The following is a 24,970-nucleotide window of genomic DNA, read 5'->3' as shown; positions in this document are numbered from 1 at the left end:
TATATGCCGCAATAAGCCAACGGGCCGTACCTGCTTGTCTTGTCACACATTTGCGCAAAACGCGGTACAATGTGTCACACAAGGCCGTGTCGGCGCTCAGCGCCGGAAAGGAGAGAGGTATGCAGCCCGAGTGGAGCGGCGATCCTGAGGTCAAGCCCGTCTTCTTCGCCATTACTCTGACCGGAGCGGTCGCGTTTCTGCTGATGGTCTGGCTGTTCGCATTCTACTGGTGAGCACGCCACAGCCGCTGCGCCTGACACCGATACGATTGGGGTCAGGCGCAACTCTTGCTTGCCAAATCCAATACTTCTGATACAATAGTTGATAAGTCTAGGATAAGCGTATGCCTGAAATTAGCACCACCGACTCACCCCAGATCGAAGCCTATCGTCTCTTCCTGAAGCTGCATCGCCGCTTTCAGGAGCTCAATCGTGATGAGTTCCGGCCTTACGATCTCTCAACGCCGCAGTACGCGATCCTCTTCTACGCTACCGAAGAGGGTGTGCCGCTGAGCTATATTTGCAACGAGATGCTGGCTGATAATTCCAACCTCACCCGGCTGGTTGACCGGCTTGAGCGGCGCGGCTTGGTGCAGCGCGCTACCGACCCGCGTGACCGGCGGGTGACGCTGGTGCAGTTGACGCCTGCCGGCAAGGAGCTGATCGAGGAATTGCGCCCGCGCCACCGGCGGCTGGTAGAACAACGTTTGAGCTATCTTTCCTCAGAAGAGTTAGCCGCTTTCCACGACGCGATGCAGCATCTGTATGAAGCATTACAGACCCATCGCGATCGCGAAGACACCGAGTAACGTCTATGCGCACAAGCCATGCTCTTGCCGACGCTGACCATTGGCCGGCGATGTTCCGCGCTCTGCGCCATCGCAACTATCGTCTCTTTTTCAGCGGGCAACTGATTTCGCTGACCGGCACGTGGATGCAGAGTGTGGCGCAAGGTTGGCTGGTGTTGCGGTTATCTGACTCACCTTTCCTGCTCGGCTTGGTGGCGGCAGCCAATTCGCTGCCGGTGCTGTTGTTTTCTCTCTTTGCCGGCGCCATCGCCGACCGCTTCCCCAAACGACGAATTTTACTCATCACCCAATCAACCGCGATGGTGCTGGCGGCGATCCTTGCTGCGCTCACCCTCAGCAGGATGGTGCAGATTGGCCATGTGCTCATTTTGGCGTTGCTGTTGGGGGTAGTGAATGCCTTCGACGCGCCGGCCCGGCAGGCGTTTACGGTCGAGATGGTCGGGCGCGAGGATTTGCTGAATGCGATTGCGCTCAATTCGTCAATCTTTAACGGCGCGCGCACGATGGGGCCAGCCGTGGCCGGTATGGTCGTGGCATGGATTGGCGAGGGGCCAGCGTTTCTGTTTAATGCGTTGAGTTTTGGGGCGGTGTTAGCCAGCCTAATGCTGATGCGGCTCGATGCCCAGCCTGCGGCTGGCCCGCGCTGCGGCGGGAGGCTGCAAGCCGGCTTGCGTTATATTGTGACCGAACCAAACGTGCGGGCGCTGTTGTTCCGCGCCGGTGCGGTGAGTTTCTTTTGCTTCGTGCATCTGCCGCTGTTGCCGGTCTTTGCCCGCGATATTCTGCACATCGGCGCTGCCGGCCTCGGCTGGCTGTCGGCGGCGAGCGGGTTGGGGGCGCTGATAGCCGCATTAATACTGGCCCAATTACGCGATGATGCGCCCCGCGATAAGCTGCTGACCGCAGCGGCGCTGCTCTATGCCCCGCTGCTGATCGCCTTCACCCAAGTCCACAATGTGCCGCTCGCCCTTGTGTTGATCGGGTTATGCGGCTGGGCCGGCGTTACCACGATGGCGTTGACTAATACCCTTATTCAACTGATCGTGCCCGATGAGCTGCGCGGGCGCGTGATGAGCGTGTTTACCCTGATGCTCATGGGTATGAGTCCACTGGGTGGCATGCTGGCTGGCAGCACTGCCGAACTCACCGGCAACGTACCGCTGGTCGTTGCCGGGAGTGCGGTGATCGGTTGGGTATTAGTGGTGTTGGTCGAGCGGCGCACTCCTACCGGGAAGGAGCACACGCCGGCGGCGCAGTCAACCACGGGGCAAACGTGATATTGCTGCCAACCGCTTCACCAATGCCTTGCGGGTTGGCGTCAGGCTCGTACGGCCCAGAGGCATGCCCCCACCAATTATTGCGCATATCAAGTGCGATCTCGCTAGCCGCGCCACGGCCAATGCCAAACGTGAGATAGGTTGGCCGGATCACCGGCGTATGGCCCTCGATGAAGTTTTGCTCAACGCGCAACGGCATGAGGAAGGTACCGTCGGGCTTCACCTGTAACGTCTCGCTCCGCACACTCAGACCGAGATTATCGCCAATCAGCGCATTGCAAACAATCGTTCCCTGCAAGATGCTATTAGTCGTCAGTTGCAGATTAGCGCTGCCACCGCGGAAGAGATTCCCCTCAATCGCCAGATTAAGAGTATCGCGGGCATTTTGATTAGCCACCCGCACCATCGGCGCGCCAGCGCTCAGCACATTGCCGCCAACCCGGTTGCCGGTGAGAGTCACGAAATTGCCACGGCTATACGAGGCATCGAGGGCAGCGCCAAATGGCACATCATTCCCGGCAATCTCGCTGTATGTCATTTCGAGGCGCGAATCGGCCACTAACACGCCACCGCCGTTATCGGTAATCCGGCTAAACCGCACGACGAGACCGCCTTCTTCGCTTACCAACACCGTCCCGCCGAGACCGCCGCCCCGAATCTCGGTATGCTCAAGCGCGATAAAGCCGCCGGGGCGGCCAAAAATTCCGCTCCAGCGCGCGCCGGTCGCCCCCACAAAACGCACCGGCTGGTTGGGCTGGCCCAGCGCAATCATCCGGCCACCATCAACATAGATCGATACCCCCGGCGCTAACCGCACTTCGACCCCCGGCTCGATAATCAACTCGCTGCCGGGCGGAAGCTGCACATCGCGGTTGAGCACAATCGGCCCCTGCCCGGCGGCCCAGCGCGTACTGCCACGCAACACCAGCGCCGGGATCGGCGTCGGGGCAGGGGTAGCCGTCGGCAATGACGTCGCGGTTGGCGGCGGCGGCACGGTCGGACTATCGTCAATCACGAGATCGGACGTGGTTGGGGTGGGTGGCAGCGGCGAGGTTGGGCGCGGCACGGCAATCGTTGGCGGCGGAGCTGTGGGAGGCGGTGGCGCCGTCGCGGTTGGCGCAACCGTCGGCTGAGACGGCGGCGTCCCTTCTGGCACTGGATAAGCCGGCGCTGCCGTAGCGGCAGTGGCGGTCAAGGTCGTTTCCGCCTGCACCGTAGCGGCTAGCGCGGTCAGTTCGAGCACCACGCTGGTTTGGGTTTGGGCAAGATCAACCGTCGGCTGCGTGGCAGGGTACGCAGGCCCGACCGTTGCTACCCCGCCAGCCGGCGCCGGCGATGTTTGCGCCGGGTATGGCCCAACTTGCGTCGGCGGGCGTTCGCTCGTCGCCGTTGGCACAGGAATCGCGACATCATTCGTGCCGGGTGAAAAGAGAAAAGTCAACGCGACGCCAAGCGCCAATAACGCCAGCGCACCAGTCAAGAGCAACGTATCGCGGTTTAAGCGGGGGGCCGGCGATGGCGGCGGTGAAGATTCGGTCTCAGACACAGCGAAGCCTCCGCTGCAAAGCAATCATCTCTCGTTATCTTATCACACGGCGCAAGTAGCTATGACACCGCCAACGCCGCTAATTCGGTCAGCATTTCCACCGGCGTCAAACCGCCGTGCAAACCGCGTTGCTTGAACGGCTTGGCCCGCGGGTGTTCCCAGATCATTGCCTCGCCGGGTGCAGGCAAAATGGTCAGTTCACCTAACCGCGCGCGTAATCGTTCGCTGGGTTGGGGACCAAAATAGCCGGCAGCCAGCAGTTCGGCAGTCGGCATCACCGTTGCTTTGCCGGCCAACCGTTGCTGAAGCTGTGCTTGCACATCAGCCACTGCTCCCGGCTGCACATGAAGGATGGCGACGCGCGGCGAACCTGACGGCGGCAGCGGCTGGCGATCGCCGCCACGGCGCAGATAGCGTTCGAGTTCGGGCCAGAGCCGGTTTAAGACGATCGCCTGCTGCGGATCAACGGCGATATGGCCGTGATCGGCAGTCAGCAAGAGTAGGGCCGGCTGCGGCGCAGCGCGCAATGCCGGCAACAGATGTTGTTCGAGTTGATCAAGCACGGTTTGGATTTCAGCCATCACTGCATCCGCTGCTGGCCCATGCTCATGCATCTTCGTATCAATCGAATCAACATACACGAGATAGAACGTAGGCCCGCGCTGGCGTTCGAGCAGATAGTGCAAGCGGGCCGCTGCGTCAGCAAGGTTTTGAAATGGCGTCACTAGCGCGCCGCTGCACAACGTGCGGGTATAGACTGAATGGGCCAAGGGCGCTGGCAGCAAGACGGCGCTCGCTACGCCAGCAGCGCGCAAGCGATGGTAGAGCCGTTCGGACGGATAGACCAGCGCCGGATCGACCCCATACGCCGCCAAGCCATCTGCCTTAAGTTCAAACACCGGTGAAAAGAGCAACGAACCAATCACCGCTTGCAAGTCAGGGTCAAAGATATGCCACTCGTAAATGCCGCTTTGATCGGCAGCCAGACCAGTATGCAACAGCGTCACATGGACGGCGGTGGTCGAAGGGAAGGCGCTAGTGAGCTGGCTGATCCGGCCTTCGTGCAGAAACCGGCGCAGAAACGGAGCCCGATCAACAAACTGGCTGAAAAACTGCCAGCCAAACGAATCGAGCAACACGAGCACGACCGTCTGCGGATGTTCCGGCAAGCCGGCCAGCGTCGTTGCCGGCAACCCATCAGCCTGAGCGCCGGCCAACAGCCGCTCGATCGTCGCTGGAATGCGGGCAAATCCGTAAGTGTCGTAAAGCGGACGGACGCGATCTTCAGCCTGTACTGCCGCAGTCACAGCAGCGGTCGACTCAGCAACCAGCATACGATGCTCCTTTGCGCCGAGAGATGATAATCCAGCGTCTCGCTACGCGCACGTCGCCTCATCACAATCTGCTCGCACATTCTTGCATGCGGATGCAACGTTAGTATACTGCGAGCGCCGCAGGTATGCCACCCGGCATCGCCATCATGGCGCTGAGGAGGATGAGACAGCTCTGGTCGCAGCAGCGCAGAGGATGGAACGTGACGTTCAAACTGCCGCATTCCAGCAACTGGCTCTCTGCTTGCCTCCAGCTTGATGCGTAAACAAGTATTAGGATGCTCGCGCTGCAGATTGTCATTAAACATTCACACGATATACCATTATTGATCAATTGACGATTTGCCCGCCTACGGATAGAATAAGAGCCAAGTTTCGCCATCGATAGCACCGGCGCCACTATGAGCACACGCGATCTGATTGGCCTGCTTGTCTCGTTCGGGTACGCTTTTAGTCTCCTCATCATAGCCGAAGTCATCCGCCGTTGGCGTGGCTACCCGCAAGATTTCACCCGCAAGTTCGTTCACATTGGCGCCGGGATGTGGGTATTTGGCGTCCTAGCCCTGTTTGAGAACTGGACGATCGGCATCATCCCGTTTGCCACCTTTATCGTGCTCAACTTTATTTTTTACCGTTTCCGGCTGCTCGAAGCAGTTGATGCGCCTGACAGCACACCGGGAACGGTCTATTTTGCCTTGTCAATCACGATCTTGTTTCTGATCTTCTGGCGTACCAATTCGCCAGACGATCGAGGATATATTGCTGCCGCCGGCACGATGGCCATGACGTGGGGCGACGCGCTCGCCGCCATTATCGGCAAGCGTTGGGGCCGTCATCACTATCAAGTCGGGCGTGGAAGGCGCTCATTTGAGGGATCAGCCGCAATGTTCGCAGCGAGTGCGATCGCAATGTTCCTCACCCTGTTGCTGGTGCCGGGGTCGGCGCTCAGTCCGCAGAGCGAGCCAATTGGGGCGGGGGCCGCTCTGGCGGCGAGCGTGGTCGCGGCATTAGTTGCGACGGTTGCCGAAGGGGTCTCCCCACACGGCACCGATAATCTGAGCGTGCCATTGCTGGCCGGCGCAGTCGTTGCCGGAGTGCTCGCAATTATAATATGAGGGCGAGAAGACAACACTCGCTGGAGTAAGATGAGGAGTGCGGCTTGGATAATCTTCGCATCCCGATCTTGAAAATTGGAGACATCCTGATCGCCTCGATTCAAGTGGCTCTCCATGATGCCTCCGCAGTACAATTCAAAGACGATCTCTTGCAAAAGATCCATGACACGCGCGCTCATGGCGTGATTATCGATCTGACGGCGATCGATGTCGTTGACAGCTTCATCGGGCGTCTTATCGCCGACATCGCGGCGATGGCCGGCCTGATGGGGGCGCGGGTGGTGCTCACCGGTTTGCAGCCGGCAGTTGCGATTACCTTGGTTGAGCTAGGACTTGAATTACCGCGCGTGCTCACGGCGCTCAACCTCGAAAAGGGGTTGGCCATGATGCAGCGAATGACCAGCGAGGAGAGCGACGATGGCGCAGAGTAAGACTGCTGTCATTCGAAGCGACCTTGATATCGTCATCGCGCGCACTATGGCTCGCGATATGGCCAAAGCGCTCGGCTTTGGGCCAATCGATCAGGCGCGCATCGCTACTGCCGTGAGCGAGCTGGCCCGCAATATCTTTCTCTATGCAGGCACCGGCAACGTGATAGTACGCGATATCGAGAAGGGGTCGCGCAAGGGGATCGAGATTATCTGCGAGGATCAGGGGCCCGGCATCCCGAATATCGATCTGGTGATGCAAGATGGCTATAGCACCTCGCGCGGCATGGGGATGGGGTTGCCCGGCGCCAAACGGTTGATGGACGAATTTGATATTAAGTCGAAAGAAGGCGTCGGTACAACGATTGTTTGCCGGAAGTGGCGCACGTAGGGGCACAGCGTCGCTGTGCCCCTCCATGTGCCTCTACCCTTACATGTGCCCGCCGGTTCGTTACCCGGCCATCCGGTCGCCTTCGTCGTAGGCTTTGGCGTACAATTCGATAATCTCTTGCTTGGTCGGCTTGCGCGGATTATTAGCCGGGCTGCCGCTATCGATCGCCGCATCGGCCATTGCCGGCGCTAGCTCCATCAACCGCTCACGCTCGACACCCAACTGGCGCAACGACGGAATCTTGATATCGCGCACCAGCCGCCGGATCGCCACTACCGCCCGATCGGCGGCTTCCATGATCGATAGACCATCGATCGGTTCACCCATTGCGCGCGCTACGTCTGCGTAACGCTTTGGATCACCCACCAGACTGAATTCGGTCACCACCGCCAACAAAGCGGCGTTCGAGACGCCATGGGCAATATGGAAATAGGCGCCGATCGGGCGCGACATACCATGCACCAGCGCTACCGATGAATTACTGAAAGCGATGCCAGCCTGCGTCGCGCCTAACATCATCTTCTCGCGCGCCTCGATATTGTTGCCGTTTGACCACGCTTGGCGGATATTACTCGAAATCAACTCGATCGCCGACAAGCACAGCACATCGGTCATCGGCTGCCGCTTAACCGAAACGTAGGCTTCGATGGCATGCACCAGCGCATCAACGCCGGTGGCTGCGGTCACGCTCGGCGGCGACGAAACGGTCAACATGGGATCGACAATCGCAATCGTCGGCATCAGGTACGGGCTACCGATGAGCATTTTCACATCGGTCTTCTGATCGGTAATCACCGTGTAAATCGTTGCTTCGCTACCAGTGCCGGCGGTGGTCGGAATGGCAACCAACGGCACACCGGGATTGGCGATCTTGCCGATCCCCTTATACTGCTCGATCGAGCCGGGGTTGGTCACCAGCACCGCCACCGCCTTAGCAGTGTCGATCGGGCTGCCGCCACCTACCGACAAGACAAAATCACACCCGCCCTCGTGATATGCCGCTAACGCCTCTTGCACATACTCAACCACCGGCTCGGTATTGACGCCAGCATACACGACGCTGGCAATCCCGTGATTGGCCAGATTCTGCTCAACTTGCCCAACAACGCCGATCTTTTGCATGATCTGATCGGTGACAATCAGCGCCTTTTTCCATCCCCGTTTGGCGCACTGCGCGCCGGTCTGCTCAACGGCGCCCGAACCGATCACCATCTGCGCGGGCATGATAAACTCTCGTGGCGGCATCATACGCCCTCTCCTTTCTGGCGAGTAGATTGCGAACATATGGGACAGTAACACGGCGTGATTGCTTTGAAGTGTAATACAATGTGCGCATTGCGTCAAAATGTGTCCTAGCGGTCATTGGGCGGCATAAAGACACACCACCCAAATGCAGCTCACTACCCTGTTCTCTGCCCGCTTGGCGCGCATCGCCGCCACTCACGGTATAATCAAAGCATTCGTGTAGCGGCGAGCGCGGCTGGCCCGCTCGACCCGATACAAAGGAGTATCGCAATGGATTTGACGGCAAACTACGACATGTTTCTCGGCCCTGAACACGACATGCTGCGCCAGACGGTGCGCAACTTCGCCGAGCGCGAGGTGGCGCCGCATATCCGCGAATGGGATCGCAGCGGCGCAAAAGCTGAAGGGCCAGAAGATCGCCCGCATCTGCGCCCGGTGCTCAAACGGATGGGAGAATTGGGACTGCTCGGCATCTGCATTCCACAACGGTACGGCGGGGCCGGGATGGATTATCTCGCCTTGGCGGTGGTGTGTGAAGAGCTGGAGCGGGTCGATAGCTTTCTGCGCGTGGTGATGAGCGTGCATACCGGCCTCAACTCGCTCTCGCTGTTGCAATGGGGTACCGAAGAGCAGAAACAACGCTTCCTCGCGCCGCAGGCCCGCGGCGAAAAACTGGCTGCCTACTGCCTCACCGAACCGAACAGCGGCACCGATGCCGCCGCGATGCAAGCCACTGCGCGCCGCGACGGCGACTCTTACATTCTCAACGGCGAGAAGATCTGGATCAGTCTGGCTGATTTGGCCGATAACTTCCTTGTCTTTGCCAAAACCGATCCGGCAGCCGGGCCGCGCGGCATCACCGCGTTCATCGTCGAGCGTACCATGCCCGGGGTGAGCAGCTACCCGATTCACGGCAAACTCGGCGTGCGCGCCGGTAACACCGGCGGCGTCGTCTTCCAAGACGTGCGGGTACCGCTGTCGCACCGGCTCGGCGAAGAGGGCGAAGGCTTCAAGATCGCGATGGCTGCGCTCGACAACGGTCGCTACACCGTAGCTGCCGGCGCCACCGGCCTGATCCAAGCCAGTCTCGAAGCCAGCATCCGCTATGCCCGCGAACGGCAGACCTTCGGTGTGCCAATTGGCGAACACCAGCTCGTGAAGCGCATGATTAGCCACATGGTGCGCAAACTCGACACCTCGCGGCTGCTGGTGTACCGTGCCGGCTGGATGAAAAATAAGGGCTTGCGCAACACCCGCGAGACGACGCTGGCCAAATGGCACGCCACCGTGAGCAGCTTTGAAGCCGCCGACGACGCTATCCAGATCCACGGCGCGTATGGTTACGCCGACGAGTATCCGGTGGAGCGGTATCTGCGCAATGCGCGCGGTGCGATCATCTACGAAGGCACCCGTGAGCTGCAAGAGCTGTTGCAGGCCGATTTCGTGATGGGTTATCGCAAGTATCCCAACCTGCGCTGCGAATTGCCGGCGTATGACCCAGACGTGTGGGAAGGTGAGGGGTAATGCGCTTGTGACCGGCACGGACAGGCCTGCACCATGTAGTCAATCCAGCATTGCGGTGTAGAGTGCGGCAGTCAAACTGCCGTACTCCAGATTTGAGAGGGCGACACAACCATGTCATTGTGAGGGCGCGTAGGGGCAGCACGAAGCCCGCTGCGCGGGCTGCTGACTCTCCCCTCCCCCAGCGGGAGAGGGGTTGGGGGTGGGGGCAACTCGACCGTGAGTATGCGGAACGCTGCGCTTAGCACGGAATCCAACAATACCCCGCTCCCACTGGCGCGAGTTGAGGGGCAGACAGAACACCTGATTCAAACCCGGCCCTTTAGGGACGGGCTAAGGGCCAGAAAGGTAGCGAAACTAGGCGCAATAATTTAGTATTCTCATATCAGACACCTCTTGCTCTGCTCGCTCGTTAAAGGCGCAGACGCCGGCAATCCCGCCACCGGCAGGAATGGCGCAAGAGGGGTCGTTTCGCAACTAGACATGAGGAACGCATGCCGCAACCAACCCTCTGCATCATCACCCCCAACCCGGCGCTGGATCGGATCTTAATCACGCCAGAGCTGCGCCTCGGCGCCGTCCGGCGGGTTGCCGAAGCGCGGGTGACCGCCGGCGGCAAAGGCTTGAACGTGGGCCGCGCTGCCAAGGCAATCGGAACATCTGCTGTGGTTTGCGCACCGCTCGGCGGTCTCACCGGCCAGCAAGTGGCGTGGCTCGCCGCGCAAGAAGGGATACCCATCCATACGGTCGCGATCGCCGGCGCGACACGGGTCTGCACGTTGATCGTCGATCCGGCGACGGGTGAGGTAACAGTTTTGAATGAAGCGGGTCCCCACCTGAGCGACCGGGAATGGCGCGCGTTTACTGACCGGGTCTTAGAGATTGCTGCCGAGTGGTATCTGATCTGCGGCAGCTTGCCGCCGGGGCCGCCGCCAAGCGTATTGGCCGAACTAGTTGCCACGCTTCGCCAACAAGGTCGCCGGGTGATGGTTGACACCAGCGGCGCTGTGTTAGCAGAGGCAGTGGAAGCGAAACCGGCGGTGGTGAAGGTGAATGGGGAAGAACTAGCGGCATTACTTAGGGTGAGCATCACCAGTGTGGCCGACGCGCAACGCGCAGTGCTCAAATTGCATCAGCGCGGCATTGAGGTGGTGGTGGTCACGCTCGGCGCATACGGAGCGGTAGGGATTGACGAGCACGACCGCGTGATTGCTATCCCGCCGCAGATACCGGTTCGCAACCCGATCGGCTGCGGCGACTCGTTTTTGGCCGGATTAGCTCGCGCCTTCAGCAACGGTCACAACCTCGCCGCTGCGCTACAGATTGCAACGGCCTGCGCCGCTGCCGACGCGCAGACATTAGCGCCGGGAGCGGTTGACGTCGCAACTGCCCAAGCGCTGATTGACCACGTTGCCATCAATTATTGGTGAACCTCAGCCGGTTGCGGTGGGGTCGCTCCGATCAAACGTGCCAACTGGCGCATCTGATCAGCGGTGAGATAGGCGCTCCGCTGGCCGGTCGCCGTGTAGAAGGTAAGATCGCCGCCAGCGCCAAGGATCAACCGGTAGCCGCCGAGTTCACGAATCCGCTTCTGCACCGCGCCGAGCAACTCGCGCAACACCGCCACCTCGTCAGCATTCAGTACAACCGCATCGTAACCACGAATCAGATGGTGCAATATCAACGCCGGCGTTGCCTCAGGATGGTAAGCCGCTTCAAATTCACCGATCAGCGTGATCTGCATCCTCTGCCTCCCTCATCACCGGCCGGTCGCGAGCTGCGATCACCACCTGCCAGATACTCTCTTCCGCAAAGGGCACCAGCGGCAAAGCCGCATCGCCAAACACGCTCAGGGGACGGAGGCCAGCGGCGCGCAGCATTGCCGTCAATTCAGGGAAGCCATAGAGCCGGATCTGGTCGCCGGGATGGGTGACATCGATCCCACGACTGGCATCAACATAGCGATAATCGATTTCGAGCATCGCGCGCCGCGGATCAAAACGCGCCTCACGTAAGACAAACCCACTGCCGATCGGATACCAACCACTGCGAAAATCGCGCAGATAACGGCTAATCTGGTACGGGTTCAGGCACTGCACCACCAGCTTGCCGCCGTACACGAGCGCGCGGGCAATGCCGTTCAGCACCGCTTGGTTGGTGGCATCGTCAAAAAAGCCAAGGCTGCTGTTCATGAGCAGCACCACATCAAACCGCTCGCGGTACGGCAAATCCCGCATATCGCCAGTGACAAACTCCACATTCAAACCGCGTTCGGCAGCAGCGGCGCGGGCATGGTCGATCACCGGCGCAGCAGCATCAAGGCCGGTGACCGTCCACCCGCGCGCCGCCAATGCCAAGCTATGGCGACCACCGCCGCAGGCCACATCGAGAATCGACTCGACCCCGTGCAACCCGAGCGCAGCGATCAAAAAATCGACTTCGCGGCGGGTCAACTCATCGGCATACTGGCGATAGTGGGCAAACTCATAGACTTGCAGCAGCTCTTCCCACCACTCACGCGACGCCTGTTCGGCCATAGCAGCTCCCAGCGCAATCAGAGATCGACGGTGCGCGGCATAATGGGCAATTCATCAACTCGCAGGCTGGGCGGCAAGGTGCAAACCCACAGCAGCGCCTGCGCTACATCATCGACCGTCATCAAGCGCTTGCGTAGTTCTTCAGCCGGGTTGAGCGGGGCAATATCAGCGTCGATCATCCCGGAGAAGACGGTGGTGACGAAGACATTGTACGGACGCAACTCTTGGGCCAACGCCTGCGACAACCCTGACAGCGCGAACTTCGCCGCACAGAAAGGCGCGATATTCGCGACCCCAATTTTGCCGACTCGTGAACCGAGATTCACGATCGTCCCGCTGCGCTGGCGCTTCATATACGGCGCCACAGCTCGCATCAGGTAGAATACACCATTGAGGTTAACATCCATTACCGCCTGCCATTCGGCATCGGTAAACTGCTCAAGCGGAGCGATCTTCTCGACATTGCCTGCGCAATTGAGGACGATATCGATCCGGCCTAACATCTGCACGGTCGAATCAACCAGATACTGCACCTGCGCCGGCACAGTGATGTCGGTGGGAATAGCGAAGGCATTGTAGCCTTCGGTCGTAATCATACTGACCAAATGTTCGAGCCGATCACGCCGCCGGGCAGCAGCGATCACGGTTGCGCCTTCGCGCGCAAAGAGACGAGCAGCCGCGTAACCCACCCCGCTCGAAGCGCCGGTAACGATGACAACGCGCCCTTTCAATTTCATAGCGTCTTCTCCGTTCATCACCACATCACAACGGCTCCATGGGTATTATACCTGAGGAATATCTGAAATATAGACCTTTTCCGCAGTGCCGGATGGTAATGCCGTGGTAGAATTGCCGCGCTACCATTGCATTGGCGGGCAAGTAGTGGTATAACATAACAGGTATGACGACATCAGGAGAAGGGGCGCAATGTACTGGGAGACGATCGCGGATCTACTACACCACCCACGGGTTGTTGAGACACGCCACCACATGCACCATAGTGTTTCCAAGCACGATCATCTGCTACGTTCGGTTCACTTTTCCTACTACCTAGCGCCTTTTTTTGGCGCTGATCAGGTGACGTGCGTGCGCGCCGCCCTCCTCCATGATCTCGACTCACGGTATGGCACGCTCACCACGCACGGCGCAATTGCCGCGCGAGTGGCCGCCGAACTCGGCGAGCCAGCGGAGGTCTCGGCGGCGATCATTAGCCACATGTATCCCTTCGGGCCGCGCCCAACCACGCGGGAAGGCTGGGTATTGGCGGTAGCGGACAAACTGGCATCACTCGCTGATTTGGGTGCGTTTGTTGGTGGTCTCTTGTCAGGGCACAGCCTGCGCGTACGCCGGCAACTTTGCCAGAGCGACCCCTTCTACGCCGCCCGTTATGCTCGCCGCCGGCACCGCCGGCTGATCAGCTCGCTCCGGCGCCGGCTTGGGCGCACTGGCTTGTCGCGTTGGCGCTTGAGCGGCCAAACACCGCAGGCCCACTAGCATTGCCCCGATCCAAACCGGCTCATACAACGAGCGACAGGTGCTATTGCCTGTCGCTCATTCATACTTCACCAATACCAAGGCAATACCTGCACCAATCGCAGGCAGAGCGTAAGAGTCGGCACGCGCGTCAATCGCCGCTCGACCGCTCGACAGGCACCTCATCAGCCGGAGGCACACGAGGCGTATCTTGGGCCGGTTGATCCTCAGACAGAGCAGGCTCGGCTCCTGCTTCAGCCAACGCCGCCACCGGACGCAAACGCGCCGGCAGCACACCAGCCGGGATCGGCGGATCGCTAAACCGCCCGTACAGATATAAGAACAGATCGCGCGCCATTGCGCTGAGCGGAGCCGAGAGAATCGCTCCTAGCAGGCCAAAGACCTGCGAACACACCACCAACACCACCATAAGGATAGCCGGATGCACGCCGACGCTCTCGCCGATGATGCGCGGCACCAGAATATGGTTTTCGAGCTGCTGGATCCCGATGTAGAGGAGCGTTACCGCTAGCGCAGTGGTCGGCGAATCAGCCAACCCCAACAAGATCGCCGGTATCGCGCCAATAATCGGGCCAATCACTGGCACCAACTCGGTAATGCCGGCAACGACCGCCAGCAACACCGTGTACGGAATCTTCATTCCCGCCATATTGAGCGCCGTGAGCCCAATCCACGAGGCGAGACCAACCGAGGCGCCAAGGATCAACTGGCCGCGCAGATAGCCACTGAGGTCGTGATTGATAATCGAGAGCATCGCCCACACATCAGCTCGCAAGCGGGGGTGGATCATGTTGTTGAAATACGCGCGCCCGGCACGGGTGTCCATCAAGACATAGAAAAGCCAAAACGGGACGAGGAAGAAGCCAAGCAGGAAGGTCACGGTATTGACGACCGAGAGCACGCTATTGATCAAAAACTGGCCAATTCCTTGCAAGTAGCCCACGAAATTAGCCCGCAGCGTGCTCAAACCTTCAGCGGCGGCTGAGGCAATGGCGTTCTGCACCTCCGCTTGCACTGGCGGCGGCAGGCTAGCCAGCAACTGTTCGTACTCATCGATCAGCCGGTTGGCTTCGCGCTGGATGGTGGCAATATCCGGCAGTGCGCGGATCAATTCGGCGATCTGGGCGATCAGCGGCGGCACCACAAACGCAATCGCGGCGACAATAGCGCCGAAAGTGAGCACATAGACCGCCAGAATGGCCAGCCAGCGCGGCAGCCACCGCTCAAAGAAGTTCACTAACGGCAAAAATAGATACGCGAGCACGCCGCCAAAAACAAACGGCATGATCGCCGAACCGGCGTGGCTCACGAGCCAACCGAGGAGATAGAGCGAAACAGCGACTAACAGCCAGCGCGCACCGCGACGGATCCGTTCAGGAGTGAAGAAGCTCATGCCACCTCTATGACACTACCGGCTTGGCATCGATCGACCATTAGCGTTCATCACGTGGATTCAACGTACTGACAGTCAACATAGTTGCGATCGAATTGCCGGTATTTGTCCAGCTATAGGCCGTATCATCGCGGAAGAAGAGCGTATCGCCGGCAGCGAGGTCATATTGCTCTTCACCTAAAGTATACCTTACATTGCCGGCCAGCACATATACCATTCGGCTGCCCCGCGATGAGAACCCCTGCTGGCTACTGCCGGGATAGGCCTCGATCAAGCGCGCATCAAGATCGTTATTGGGCAGCAACAACGAAAAGACTTGCACCGGCGCATCATCAAGCGACAAGCGCACCCGATCGGCAGGCCGCACAATTTGGCCAACCTGCTGATTATCTTCACCCTCAAAGAAATGGGTCATTTGCACACTGAAAAACTGCGCCAGTTTGCGCAGATTAGCCACCGAAATATTGACTTTATCACGCTCAAGGCGGCTGAGGAACGATGGCGTCAATCCCGATCCTTCAGACACCTCTTGCAGCGTCAGGCCACGCTCCTGACGCAATCGCCCGATCTTTTGTCCGAGTGACATACGCTATCTCAAAAGGATACAAAAGTAAGCGCGCATAACCGGCGCGCTTTGCGGTTGCCATCATCTCAACAGTTTCACTTTGTCAATTGTGATTATACGCCAGCGGCAGCCCTACGTCAAGGTGTTGCACAGGAGTAATAACAGAGGTTTAGCCGATATTAAAGCGTGATGACGCAAAAAATTGCACAGGTTTCATTAATGCAAATGACGTAGGAGTTCATGCGATAGATGTTAGACCATCCGATCACGGCGGCGCAGCACCCATGCCGCAATCGCCAAACAGACGACTGCATAGCTGATCAAGGCCAACCAGCGCCCCGCGAGATGCACCGGATCGTGGCTGAACGCGGCTTCCGTTTCGAGAAAGGCCGGCGTACAGCCGGACGGAATACTACCTTGATCGTCAATATTTGGCAAATTGCACAACCGGTTGAGGTCAAGGCTCGCGCCGAGCGCATCCATCGCCCAACGGCTAATTGTCAACCACGAGAGCGGGGTCGCCAGCCCTTCGATCGTAAAGATGAGGCCGGCAAACAAAATCTGGGGGATGAGCGCAAACGGCACCAGACTAATCGCCCGATCAGGCGTCACCGAAGCCGCGCTAATGGCCAACCCCAGTGCCATACCTGCGCTGGAAGCCAAGACCAACGTGAGAAACGTTTCAATCAGCGGCGGCAACAGAATGCCGGTCTCACCCGGCAACGCCACTTTCAGCAACACAATGCCGAGCAAGACGATCGTCTGCACCAAGACCAGCGCGCTCAACACTGTCACTTTCGAGAGGAGGTACGGGCCGATGCGCAGATTCACCAACCGTTCGCGCCGGTACACGGCCTGTTCTTTCGTAATCTCGCGCGCGGCGTTAATGATCCCAAACCAGACACTCACCGTCGCCAGCATAAAGAGCAGCTTCTTGGCCTCGCCACGCTGGATGAGGTCTTGGGCCTGCACGCCGGTCAGCGCATCGCTGCGCGCTACCAACAGCAGGAGCAAAGCAATGATAGGCGCTTGCAACAATAAGATCAGCAGATTCCGCCGATCTTGCAGCATCAGGTCAAAATAACGCCGGGTGAGCAAGACAAACTGCCGCCACGCCGACACGCGCTGCGGCGGTTGCGCGGCAGCATTGCGCGGCACCGGCGGCCCGCTCGGCGTCGTCGCCAGCCGGTTAGCGACATATTGCTGATACAGCGGTGACTGGCGATAGCGGATTTCCCACAATTCAGCCAGACTCGGCGGCGTCTGCGCTGCCAGATGCGCCGCGCGCCACGCCTCGTATTCGGCCCTCAGATCTCGTTGCACTACCGGATGATCGGCAGCGGCCACTCCCTCGATCTTGGTGTAGATGTCAGCAAAATCGCCGCTGGCAATCTGAAAGAAGCGCAGCGCCTCAGCCGGCGGGCCAAAGAAGACCATACGCCCGCTGCCGGCCATAAAAATAACGTGGTCGCACTGGGTGATGTTGGCGGTAGCGTGCGTTACCAGCACCACCGTGCGCCCGCTGTCGGCCAACCGGCGCAGGGTATACATCATCTTCTTTTCGAGACCGGGATCGAGGCCACTGGTTGGCTCATCGAGGAAGAAAAGGCTAGGGTCAGCGAGCAGCTCTGCGCCAATGCTCACCCGCTTGCGCTGGCCGCCCGACAGCGCCTCAATCGGCTTGTCGCGGTGCGGTGCCATTTCCACATCGTCGAGCACACGCTCGATCCGCGCTTTCACCTCGCTATCGGCGGTATCAGCCGGCAAGCGCAGCCGCGCTGCATATTCCAAAGCCCGCTGCACCGGCAACACCCGATGGAGGATATCGTCTTGCGGCACATAGCCTAACACGGCCTGATAGGCCGCGAAATTGCGGTAAAAATCGTCGCCATTGACCAGCACTTGCCCCTGTTCGGCGGGAGCATAACCGAAGAGCGCTTTCATCAGGGTACTTTTGCCGGTGCCGGAACCGCCGACAATCGCGACAAACTCGCGCGGCGCAATCGAGAGCGAGACATCGTTGAGGATGACCCGCTGCACGCCGTTGCGCGTCACCACCCGCGACAGATTGCGCGCATCAATCCGGAGCGCCCCTTGCTGGTCGTAGCGATCAAGGCTGGTCACGTTATAGACCAGCTTAAAAGCGCCGATCTGGATCACATCGCCCGCCTTTAGCGCCACCGGCGCGGTCACTCGCTGGCCATTGACAAACGTGCCGTTGGTGCTGCCCATATCGCGCAGGACAACGCCGCCGGGAGTGCGATCAAGCTGGGCATGAAAGCGTGACACTTGTGGATTATCGAGGATGATATCGCACCCCACCCGGCCAATGGTGATCGCTGGATCGTTGGGGTCGAGCGGAAACTTGGTCGGAGCCGCGCGCAGCGCCTCCGCCGTCGCCAACGCCGCATTGCGGTAGATCAATGAGACAAAATTGCCGGTCGCCGGATCGCCGATCCGGATCACATCACCATCAGCCAACACGCGCTCGGTGATACGCTGGCCGGCAAAGAGCAGCCCGTTGCGACTGCCCACATCGACAATCCGGTGGCCTTGGCCCACCGGCTCGATGCGGGCATGACGACCGCTGACAAAGCGCGACTGCAAGACCAGATCATTATCAGGCGCGCGCCCAAGCGTCACCGATTGCGCACCCAAGACAACATCACGCTCGCCCCCCGGTTCGCTAACATGCAACACAGCGCCGCCGGCGGCGATAAGTGTCGCCGGAGCGTAGGCCGCCGGCGCGGGCAACGACCGTCCGCACGACGGGCAAAAGCGAGCATCGGCGCGGGCCAGTGGGGCTTGGCAAAATGGGCACAGCGGCGGCTTGGCAATCGCCACAGGATGGCTCCTATGCTATAATGCGAGGCGTTCTAACCGATCTTGTGATAGCACAGATTACCATGATTTGCAACTAAATGCACTCCAACGATTGCGGCTATCCGCGACGAAACGCGCTTTTGGAGGTTCGGGCAAGTTGCAGGAGGGTGGCCTCGTGACCTGAACCCAATCGCATCCCGTCCCTTTTCCTGAACGTCATATCACGCAGGCAGCGTAATGCATCTCGGCAGCGGCAAGGATCAGCGGTGGCAACACAAGATATCGGGCGATGCAGAGTTTGCGGCAAGGCAACCGGGAAAGCCCAGCAGGTTTGCCCGTACTGCGGCGCACCGCTGGATCCGTTCCTCGAACAAGTGATTATAACCGGCGAGCGTCAATTAGCCTTGACCGCCGACACCATCAGCTTGCACGATTTGTTAGCGATTGTGGAAGCGGGAGTTGCGTTCTGGCGGCGGCGCTACGAGAGTTCCACCGGGGTGGCGCGCGAGCAGGCCGCGTATGCACTGCATGAATTGTCACAAATTCTCGCCAGCCTTGCCCAACAGATCGCGCAAGGGCGCGAGACAGTGCAAATCACTACTCGCCTGCCCGCGCAGCGCCATTACCCGCTCGCCTGCCCGCTCTGCGGGCGCGGCAACCGTGCCCAAGCGCGGTTCTGCGTCTCGTGCGGTGCGGCGCTGCAACCATCACGGCGGGCTAGCGTCCCGCCGCCGCCGCTGCAAGCCCAAATCGCCGTGCGTAGCCACATTGGTCAGGTGCGCACGGTTAACGAAGATACAGTCTATGCGGGGGCGTTTAGCCGCGGCGATGAACCGCTTGGTGCGTTGTTGTTGGTAGCCGACGGAATGGGTGGTGCGGCTGCCGGAGAGATTGCTTCACAGATCGCCGCCGAGACGGTTAAAACCAGCTTGCAGCAGGCATTGAATAAAGCGTTGCCCGATCATGATGATGGTTGGCTGGCGCTGTTGCAGGCAGCGGCGCAGGCTGCCCACAAACAGGTCACAGCGGCGGCGCGCGCTGATCAACAGCGGGCCGGGATGGGCACAACGTTGACGGTTGCGCTCGCCGTTGGCCGGCGGGCGTATCTGGCCCATGTCGGCGATAGCCGGGCCTACCTAATCATGCCGGGCAGCGCCGGTGAACCGCCAGCGTGGCAACAACTCACCACCGACCATACGATCGTGGCGCGCTTGGTTGATATTGGCCAACTCAGTCCGGCGGCAGCGCGTACGCACCCGCAACGCCACATCCTCTACCGCTCACTCGGCGCCGACCAGCCCTTGACAGCCGATACACGCGCCCAACCACTGGCCCCCGGCGATATTTTGCTGCTCTGCTCTGATGGGTTGTATAATCACGTCAGCGATGATGAGCTGGCCCGCTTGGCCGTCAGCCAGCCGCCAGATCGGGCCGCTACGGCATTGATCGAACTCGCCAACCAGCGCGGCGGCCACGATAATATCTCGGTCGCGATCGCTCGCTTTACCAACCGATCTGCAACTTAGGCGAAGGGTTATGCGTTGTTCTATATGTGGGGCGGAAAATCGCGCGCAAGCTCGTTGCTGCGCTGTCTGCGGCCAGCCATTGCTGGGTCGCCAGCCATTGCCAGCCGGCGAGGGGTTGCTGAGCGAGATGCTCACCCAAGCGATTGCACCGCCGGCGTGCAGTAACGCCGGCGAGGAGGAGACGATGGAGACCAACTTGCCACTCTTTGCCAACCGGTTTGCCCCGGTCTACCCTCTCACCGAACCATGGCCGGTTGGCCCGCTCGAAGTACGCGATCTGGCGCCGTGGCAACGCTGTTGGGCATGCGGCTCAACGGCCAACGACGCCAACGAGTCGTACTGCATCGATTGTGGCGCCGCGCTGGAAGCGCGTGTCTACCCCGCTTTCCTCTCGCAACGCGATACGCCGTCTGGCCCGGCCTTAATCGACCGGCTGGCTGAACCGCTGGCCCGCGCCATCTTGCCCGACATTGTTGAACAGTGCGATCTGAACGGCATGCAACTGACGGTGCTCGCCGATACGGAATTGACCCCATTGGCGGCGCCGCTCGATGAGACCACGGCGCTAACGATTGGCGCCTCGCTCGCCCAATTGCTGGTGAATCTGCACGGCTCCGGTATCGCCCTCGGCTCGCTGACGATTGATGATCTCGGCTTGAGCGGGCCGGCCAAGGTCTGCTTGCGGCAGGCCAACCAGCTCCGGTTCGTCAGTGATGCCGAGCGCGACGCCATGTTTCAGGCCGACTTGTTGGCGTTGGCGGAAGTGCTGGAACGGCTGACCGCCATCCCACGCACGACCCAACGGTTGAGTGAAGAGACGGCGGCGGACGCTGACCAGATGCCGGATGGCTTGGGGGTGGTATTACGCCAAATCCGCACCGGCGAGCTGCGCGATGCTGCTGCGGTCGCGGCCCACTTGATCGCCCTGCGCGATGAACGCACCCATCCCATACCCCTCTTCCAACTCGCCGGTTCGTATACCGATGTCGGGCGCGTGCGCGATCACAACGAAGATAGTCTGTTTAAGCTGATCCTTTGCCTCGAAAACAATGGCCAGCGCCAGAGCTGTGGCGTGTACATTGTCGCCGATGGTATGGGCGGCCATGCCGCCGGCGAAGTCGCCAGCGGGATGGCAATACGCGCCGCGGCGCGCGTGATCATCGACAACTACCTGCAACAAATGATCGCCGGAGCGCGTCTGTATCACGAGGCTGAAATGCGCGAACTGGTGCGACAAGCGGTGTTAGCCGCGAACGAGGCGATCCATCGCGAGAGCCGCGCTCGAGCGAACGATATGGGGTCAACATTGACCATGGCGTTAGTTGTAGGTGATCGGGCCGTGATTGCGAATGTTGGCGATAGCCGTACATATCTGTTTCGTGACGGCAAGCTGCGCCGGATTAGCAAAGACCATTCGTTGGTGATGCGGCTAGTAGAGCTCGGCCATCTGCGCGAAGAGGACATCTACACCCACCCGCAACGCAATGCGGTGCTCCGTTCGCTCGGCGATCGGGCTGAGCCGGACGTTGATCTCTTTAGTCTGCGATTGCTCTCCGGTGATGCGCTCTTGCTCTGTTCCGACGGCCAATGGGAGATGACGCGCGATCCAGAGATGGAACGGATTTTGACCGAAGAACCTGATCCGCAACGGGCCAGCGCCGCGCTAGTCGCAGCGGCTAATCAGGCAGGCGGCGATGATAATATCGCGGTGATTCTGGTGAGAATGACGCTATGAACTGTCCACAATGCGGCGCAACGATCCATAATGACGTGCTTTTCTGCCCTGAATGCGGCGCGCGCATTCGCAGCAGCGGCCAGCCGGCAAGCGCAACGCCGCCGTTGCAGGTGTTGCAGAGCCGGTATGAATTGCGGCGCCGGCTAGGTTCCGGCGGCATGGGGGCGGTCTATCTGGCGACCGATCGCCGGCTCACCACGGCTCAATGGGCGGTGAAGGAGATGAGCGACACGTCGATCACGTCACCGCTTGAGCGCCAACAAGCCCAAGAGGCCTTCCGGCAAGAGGCCGAATTACTGGCGAGACTCAACCATCCCTATTTGCCGCGCGTGACCGATCACTTTGAAGAGAATGGCCGTAACTATTTAGTCATGGAGTTTGTGCCCGGCGAGAACTTGCGCGATTATGCCAATCGCGTCGGTTTGCCCCGGCCCCTGCACGAAGTCTTGCGCTGGACGGCGCAAATCTGCGAGGTGCTCGCTTACCTGCACGCACAACAGCCGCCGATCATTTTTCGCGATCTCAAACCGACCAACGTGATGATTACGCCTGACGGCACGATCAAGTTGGTTGACTTCGGGATTGCGCGCCTGTTCAAACCGGGCAAAGAACGCGATACCCAAGCCTTTGGCACCCCCGGTTACAGCGCCCCCGAACAGTACGGTCGCGGCCAGACCGATCCGCGTTCGGACGTTTACAGTCTCGGCGTGCTGATCCACCATCTGCTGACCGGCCATGATCCAAGCACTACCCCGTTCCGGCTGCCGCCGGTTAACCAACTCAACCCCTCGGTTCCGCCGTACATTGCGGCGGCCATTGCCCGCGCCACTGACAATGATCCCGCCAAGCGGTTCGCCAGCGTGATCGAGTTGCAACAGGCGCTGTTCGGCAGCAGCAATTTGGTGAACCGGCAAGCTAGCCCGCCCCCGGTGGCGCAAGCGGCACGCGTCGAAGCAATGGCCGCCGCGTCGGCGGTGAGGATGGCGAGTACCGGTATGGCAACTGCCAGCCTTTGGATTGGGATCATCAGCGCGGTGCTGATGGTTATTGCCTTGGGAATGGTTGGTCTTGATCCGATCTTTGATAGTGATGATATCTTGGCCGGTTTGGGCTTTTTGCTTGCAATGGTTGCCGCACTGTTCGCTTTCATTAGCGGCATCTTGAGTCTGATAGCCCTTGTGAGTCCGAATACGGCCCAAACTGTGCATGGCCGCCGTGATGCCGCGATTGGGTTCGCCGCCAGCGCCGGCGCGTACCTGCTTTGCTGCGTGTTGGGGTTGGTCATTGCGCAGTTGGGCGGATAAGCCGCCGGCGCTACGGTTCGATGTTATACAAGGATATTGCGTATGTCTTTGCAGATCACGCTCTCGTGCCAGTGGGGCCGCGCGCCAATCCCGGCCAGCGCGATGCCGCAAGCCGGCTATTTGCTGGTCGAGGCTGTGGCGCCGGCTTCACCGGCGACGGCAATGCCACTCAATCTCTGTTTTGTGCTCGACCGCTCAGGCTCGATGCAGGGCGCCAAACTCGCCAGCATGAAAGCGGCTACCCGCCGGGTGATCGAACTGCTCCGTCCACACGATGTCGCGGCTATCGTGATCTTCGACGATACGGTGCAGACATTGGCGCCGGCAGCGCCGGCCGGCGATAAGGCGGCGTTGCTGGCTGCGGTTGACACCATTACCGAAGCCGGCGGCACGGCGATGTCGCTGGGGATGCAGGCCGGCCACATCGAGCTGCAAAAGCATCTCGGCCCCGATCGCATCAGCCGCATGGTGCTGCTCACCGATGGCCAGACATGGGGCGACGAACCGCTCTGCCGCGATTTGGCCCAAGCACTTGGCAAGGCCGGCGTGCGAATTACGGCGCTGGGACTGGGAGCCGAGTGGAACGAACAGTTGCTCGATGATATTGCCGCTGCCAGCGATGGCTACTCGGATTACATTGCCGAGCCGGAACAGATCACGACCTTCTTCCAGCAAGCAGTGGAAGCGGCGCAAGCGACGGTTGCCACCGATGCCCGCCTACTGCTGCGATTCGTCCGCGATGTGACGCCGCGTGCAGTCTATCGGGTCAAACCGGTGATCGCTAATCTGGGGTACCAACCGATTGGCGACACCGCGGTGGCAGTGCGGTTGGGTGATCTGGCGGGCGACCAACCGGCAGCCGTGGTGCTCGATCTCATACTGCCGCCGCGGGCCAGTGGCCGGTTCCGGCTGGCGCAGGCCGAGTTGCACTTAACGCCGGTGGATCAAACGGCTGAAATGGTCATCAAGCAAGATGTGCTGCTTGAGGTAGCCGATCAGGTCGGGCCAGAGAGTTACAATCCTACTGTGATGAATCTGGTCGAGCGCGTGACGGCATTTAAGCTGCAAACGCGCGCGTTGAGTGAAGCGGCCAGCGGCAACGTCGCCGGCGCAACCCAGAAATTACGCGCTGCAGCGACCCGCTTACTCGATTTGGGTGAACTGGAGCTAGCCGAAAAGACCAACCAACAAGCGGCAGCGCTCGAACAGGGTCAACCACTAAGCGCCGCAGCGCAGAAAGAGCTCCGCTACGCGACCCGGCGACTGACGCAGCGGCTGGAAGATGAGTAAGCCAACGATGCGATGGAATCGCGCAATCGCCATTCGGGAGCGATTGCTTGCCAAGGTGAGGAACGACTATGATCATCTGTCCTTCCTGTGGAGCGCAGAATGAGCCGACCAACCGTTTCTGTGATCAATGCGGCACCCGCTTAATTGGCGCAGCGCCAACCGCTCCCGTGCCCACAGCCGTCTCGCCCGATCAACCTACCGCACTTGCGCCATCCTGCCCAGTGTGCGGTACGACGGTGCTCCCCGGTGAACGGTACTGTGACAACTGCGGCGCTGACTTGCTGGCAAAGCCGGTTGCGCCGCCCGTGACACCCGATCAGGCAACCCTGCTCGCGCCCCCTAGCGCATCGCAATTGGTATGTCCTGATTGTGGCGATCCGGTGTTGCCCGGCGAACAGTTCTGCGACAATTGCGGCACCGACCTGAGCAGGTTGTTTGCCCCGCCACCCGCCGCCGATGCACCCACCGTTATCGCCCCGCCGCCGGTAGCCGAGCCTATTGCCACCCATACGCCACTGGCCAGCGAAGCGGCAGCTCCTGCGCCAACCATCCCGGCGGAAGGGCCAACCATGATCGCGCCGCCGGTAGCCGAACCACCCGCGCCGCCACCGCCGCCCGTGGCTGAACCGCCTGCACCGCCA

22 protein-coding genes are annotated in these 24,970 nt (G+C 60.2%); 13 read left to right on the top strand and 9 right to left on the bottom strand.

The genetic code is table 11. From position 1 onward, the window contains the following. Nucleotides 1-343 precede the first annotated feature (343 nt). Nucleotides 344-808: a MarR family transcriptional regulator gene (locus tag U9R81_RS14810; protein WP_322496202.1), complete on the top strand. Its 465-nt coding sequence runs from the start codon at nucleotides 344-346 to the stop codon at nucleotides 806-808. 5 nt (nucleotides 809-813) lie between these two features. Next, a complete protein-coding gene (locus U9R81_RS14805; RefSeq protein ID WP_322496201.1) occupies nucleotides 814-2,085 on the top strand; it encodes an MFS transporter in 1,272 nt (423 codons plus the stop codon). Here U9R81_RS14805 and U9R81_RS14800 read toward each other — a convergent pair. Then, the gene (locus U9R81_RS14800) at nucleotides 2,033-3,631 is read right to left on the bottom strand and encodes a hypothetical protein (RefSeq protein ID WP_322496200.1); all 1,599 of its coding nucleotides are present in this window, start codon (nucleotides 3,629-3,631) and stop codon (nucleotides 2,033-2,035) included. The genes U9R81_RS14805 and U9R81_RS14800 overlap by 53 nt on opposite strands. A gap of 59 nt (nucleotides 3,632-3,690) precedes the next feature. After that, nucleotides 3,691-4,965 carry an alkaline phosphatase family protein gene (locus U9R81_RS14795; RefSeq protein ID WP_322496199.1) on the bottom strand — a complete coding sequence of 425 codons (1,275 nt, stop codon included), beginning with the start codon at nucleotides 4,963-4,965 and terminating at the stop codon, nucleotides 3,691-3,693. 398 nt (nucleotides 4,966-5,363) lie between these two features. Here U9R81_RS14795 and U9R81_RS14790 point away from each other — a divergent pair, with 398 nt between their 5' ends. From U9R81_RS14790 to U9R81_RS14780, 3 genes are read left to right on the top strand one after another with little or no spacing between them, the layout of a single operon-like run. Continuing rightward, entirely contained in the window at nucleotides 5,364-6,077 is a 714-nt protein-coding gene (locus U9R81_RS14790) for a phosphatidate cytidylyltransferase (RefSeq protein WP_322496198.1), read from the top strand. 44 nt (nucleotides 6,078-6,121) lie between these two features. Beyond that, nucleotides 6,122-6,508, top strand: a complete 387-nt coding sequence (locus tag U9R81_RS14785) for an STAS domain-containing protein (RefSeq protein ID WP_322496197.1) — start codon at nucleotides 6,122-6,124, stop codon at nucleotides 6,506-6,508. After that, nucleotides 6,495-6,896, top strand: a complete 402-nt coding sequence (locus U9R81_RS14780; protein WP_322496196.1) for an anti-sigma regulatory factor — start codon at nucleotides 6,495-6,497, stop codon at nucleotides 6,894-6,896. The genes U9R81_RS14785 and U9R81_RS14780 overlap by 14 nt, the downstream gene beginning before the upstream one ends. Nucleotides 6,897-6,956: 60 nt before the next feature. Here U9R81_RS14780 and U9R81_RS14775 read toward each other — a convergent pair whose 3' ends face one another. Continuing rightward, nucleotides 6,957-8,144: an iron-containing alcohol dehydrogenase gene (locus tag U9R81_RS14775; RefSeq protein WP_322496195.1), complete on the bottom strand. Its 1,188-nt coding sequence runs from the start codon at nucleotides 8,142-8,144 to the stop codon at nucleotides 6,957-6,959. Between the two features lie 267 nt (nucleotides 8,145-8,411). On the opposite strand from U9R81_RS14775, the gene U9R81_RS14770 reads away from it, so the two are divergent. Beyond that, nucleotides 8,412-9,665 carry an acyl-CoA dehydrogenase family protein gene (locus tag U9R81_RS14770; protein ID WP_322496194.1) on the top strand — a complete coding sequence of 418 codons (1,254 nt, stop codon included), beginning with the start codon at nucleotides 8,412-8,414 and terminating at the stop codon, nucleotides 9,663-9,665. Nucleotides 9,666-10,156: 491 nt separating this feature from the next. After that, nucleotides 10,157-11,092: a hexose kinase gene (locus U9R81_RS14765; RefSeq protein WP_322496193.1), complete on the top strand. Its 936-nt coding sequence runs from the start codon at nucleotides 10,157-10,159 to the stop codon at nucleotides 11,090-11,092. Here U9R81_RS14765 and U9R81_RS14760 read toward each other — a convergent pair. The 3 genes from U9R81_RS14760 to U9R81_RS14750 are packed head-to-tail and all read right to left on the bottom strand — an operon-like array spanning nucleotide 11,083 to nucleotide 12,936. Further along, complete coding sequence (locus U9R81_RS14760) at nucleotides 11,083-11,406, bottom strand: hypothetical protein (protein WP_066788025.1); 324 nt, start codon at nucleotides 11,404-11,406, stop codon at nucleotides 11,083-11,085. The two genes, U9R81_RS14765 and U9R81_RS14760, sit on opposite strands and share 10 nt — an antisense overlap. Beyond that, the gene (locus U9R81_RS14755) at nucleotides 11,384-12,199 is read right to left on the bottom strand and encodes a class I SAM-dependent methyltransferase (protein WP_322496192.1); all 816 of its coding nucleotides are present in this window, start codon (nucleotides 12,197-12,199) and stop codon (nucleotides 11,384-11,386) included. The genes U9R81_RS14760 and U9R81_RS14755 overlap by 23 nt, the downstream gene beginning before the upstream one ends. Nucleotides 12,200-12,216: 17 nt before the next feature. Beyond that, nucleotides 12,217-12,936 carry an SDR family oxidoreductase gene (locus U9R81_RS14750; protein WP_322496191.1) on the bottom strand — a complete coding sequence of 240 codons (720 nt, stop codon included), beginning with the start codon at nucleotides 12,934-12,936 and terminating at the stop codon, nucleotides 12,217-12,219. A gap of 190 nt (nucleotides 12,937-13,126) precedes the next feature. Here U9R81_RS14750 and U9R81_RS14745 point away from each other — a divergent pair, with 190 nt between their 5' ends. Further along, a complete protein-coding gene (locus U9R81_RS14745) occupies nucleotides 13,127-13,693 on the top strand; it encodes an HD domain-containing protein (protein WP_322496190.1) in 567 nt (188 codons plus the stop codon). Nucleotides 13,694-13,823: 130 nt separating this feature from the next. On the opposite strand, the gene U9R81_RS14740 is transcribed toward U9R81_RS14745, so the two are convergent. From U9R81_RS14740 to U9R81_RS14730, 3 genes are all read right to left on the bottom strand, one after another. Next, complete coding sequence (locus tag U9R81_RS14740; RefSeq protein WP_322496189.1) at nucleotides 13,824-15,086, bottom strand: AI-2E family transporter; 1,263 nt, start codon at nucleotides 15,084-15,086, stop codon at nucleotides 13,824-13,826. 40 nt (nucleotides 15,087-15,126) lie between these two features. Beyond that, the gene (locus tag U9R81_RS14735; protein ID WP_322496188.1) at nucleotides 15,127-15,672 is read right to left on the bottom strand and encodes a helix-turn-helix domain-containing protein; all 546 of its coding nucleotides are present in this window, start codon (nucleotides 15,670-15,672) and stop codon (nucleotides 15,127-15,129) included. A 231-nt stretch (nucleotides 15,673-15,903) separates the two neighbouring features. Further along, entirely contained in the window at nucleotides 15,904-18,495 is a 2,592-nt protein-coding gene (locus U9R81_RS14730; RefSeq protein ID WP_322496187.1) for an FHA domain-containing protein, read from the bottom strand. A gap of 245 nt (nucleotides 18,496-18,740) precedes the next feature. Here U9R81_RS14730 and U9R81_RS14725 point away from each other — a divergent pair, with 245 nt between their 5' ends. The 5 genes from U9R81_RS14725 to U9R81_RS14705 form a co-directional block, all read left to right on the top strand. Beyond that, a complete protein-coding gene (locus tag U9R81_RS14725) occupies nucleotides 18,741-20,000 on the top strand; it encodes a protein phosphatase 2C domain-containing protein (RefSeq protein WP_322496186.1) in 1,260 nt (419 codons plus the stop codon). Between the two features lie 10 nt (nucleotides 20,001-20,010). Next, complete coding sequence (locus U9R81_RS14720) at nucleotides 20,011-21,735, top strand: PP2C family protein-serine/threonine phosphatase (protein ID WP_322496185.1); 1,725 nt, start codon at nucleotides 20,011-20,013, stop codon at nucleotides 21,733-21,735. Beyond that, nucleotides 21,732-23,039, top strand: a complete 1,308-nt coding sequence (locus tag U9R81_RS14715; RefSeq protein WP_322496184.1) for a serine/threonine-protein kinase — start codon at nucleotides 21,732-21,734, stop codon at nucleotides 23,037-23,039. The genes U9R81_RS14720 and U9R81_RS14715 overlap by 4 nt, the downstream gene beginning before the upstream one ends. A 42-nt stretch (nucleotides 23,040-23,081) precedes the next feature. Next, nucleotides 23,082-24,329 carry a VWA domain-containing protein gene (locus U9R81_RS14710; RefSeq protein ID WP_322496183.1) on the top strand — a complete coding sequence of 416 codons (1,248 nt, stop codon included), beginning with the start codon at nucleotides 23,082-23,084 and terminating at the stop codon, nucleotides 24,327-24,329. A 68-nt stretch (nucleotides 24,330-24,397) separates the two neighbouring features. Then, a partial coding sequence (locus U9R81_RS14705; RefSeq protein WP_322496182.1) for a double zinc ribbon domain-containing protein occupies nucleotides 24,398-24,970 on the top strand: 573 nt, incomplete at its 3' end.

The sequence above is a fragment of the Chloroflexus sp. genome (genome assembly GCF_034435895.1).
Lineage (GTDB): Bacteria > Chloroflexota > Chloroflexia > Chloroflexales > Chloroflexaceae > Chloroflexus.
The sequence above is the reverse complement of the archived record's forward strand: the minus strand, read 5'-3'. Positions and strand labels throughout refer to the sequence as shown.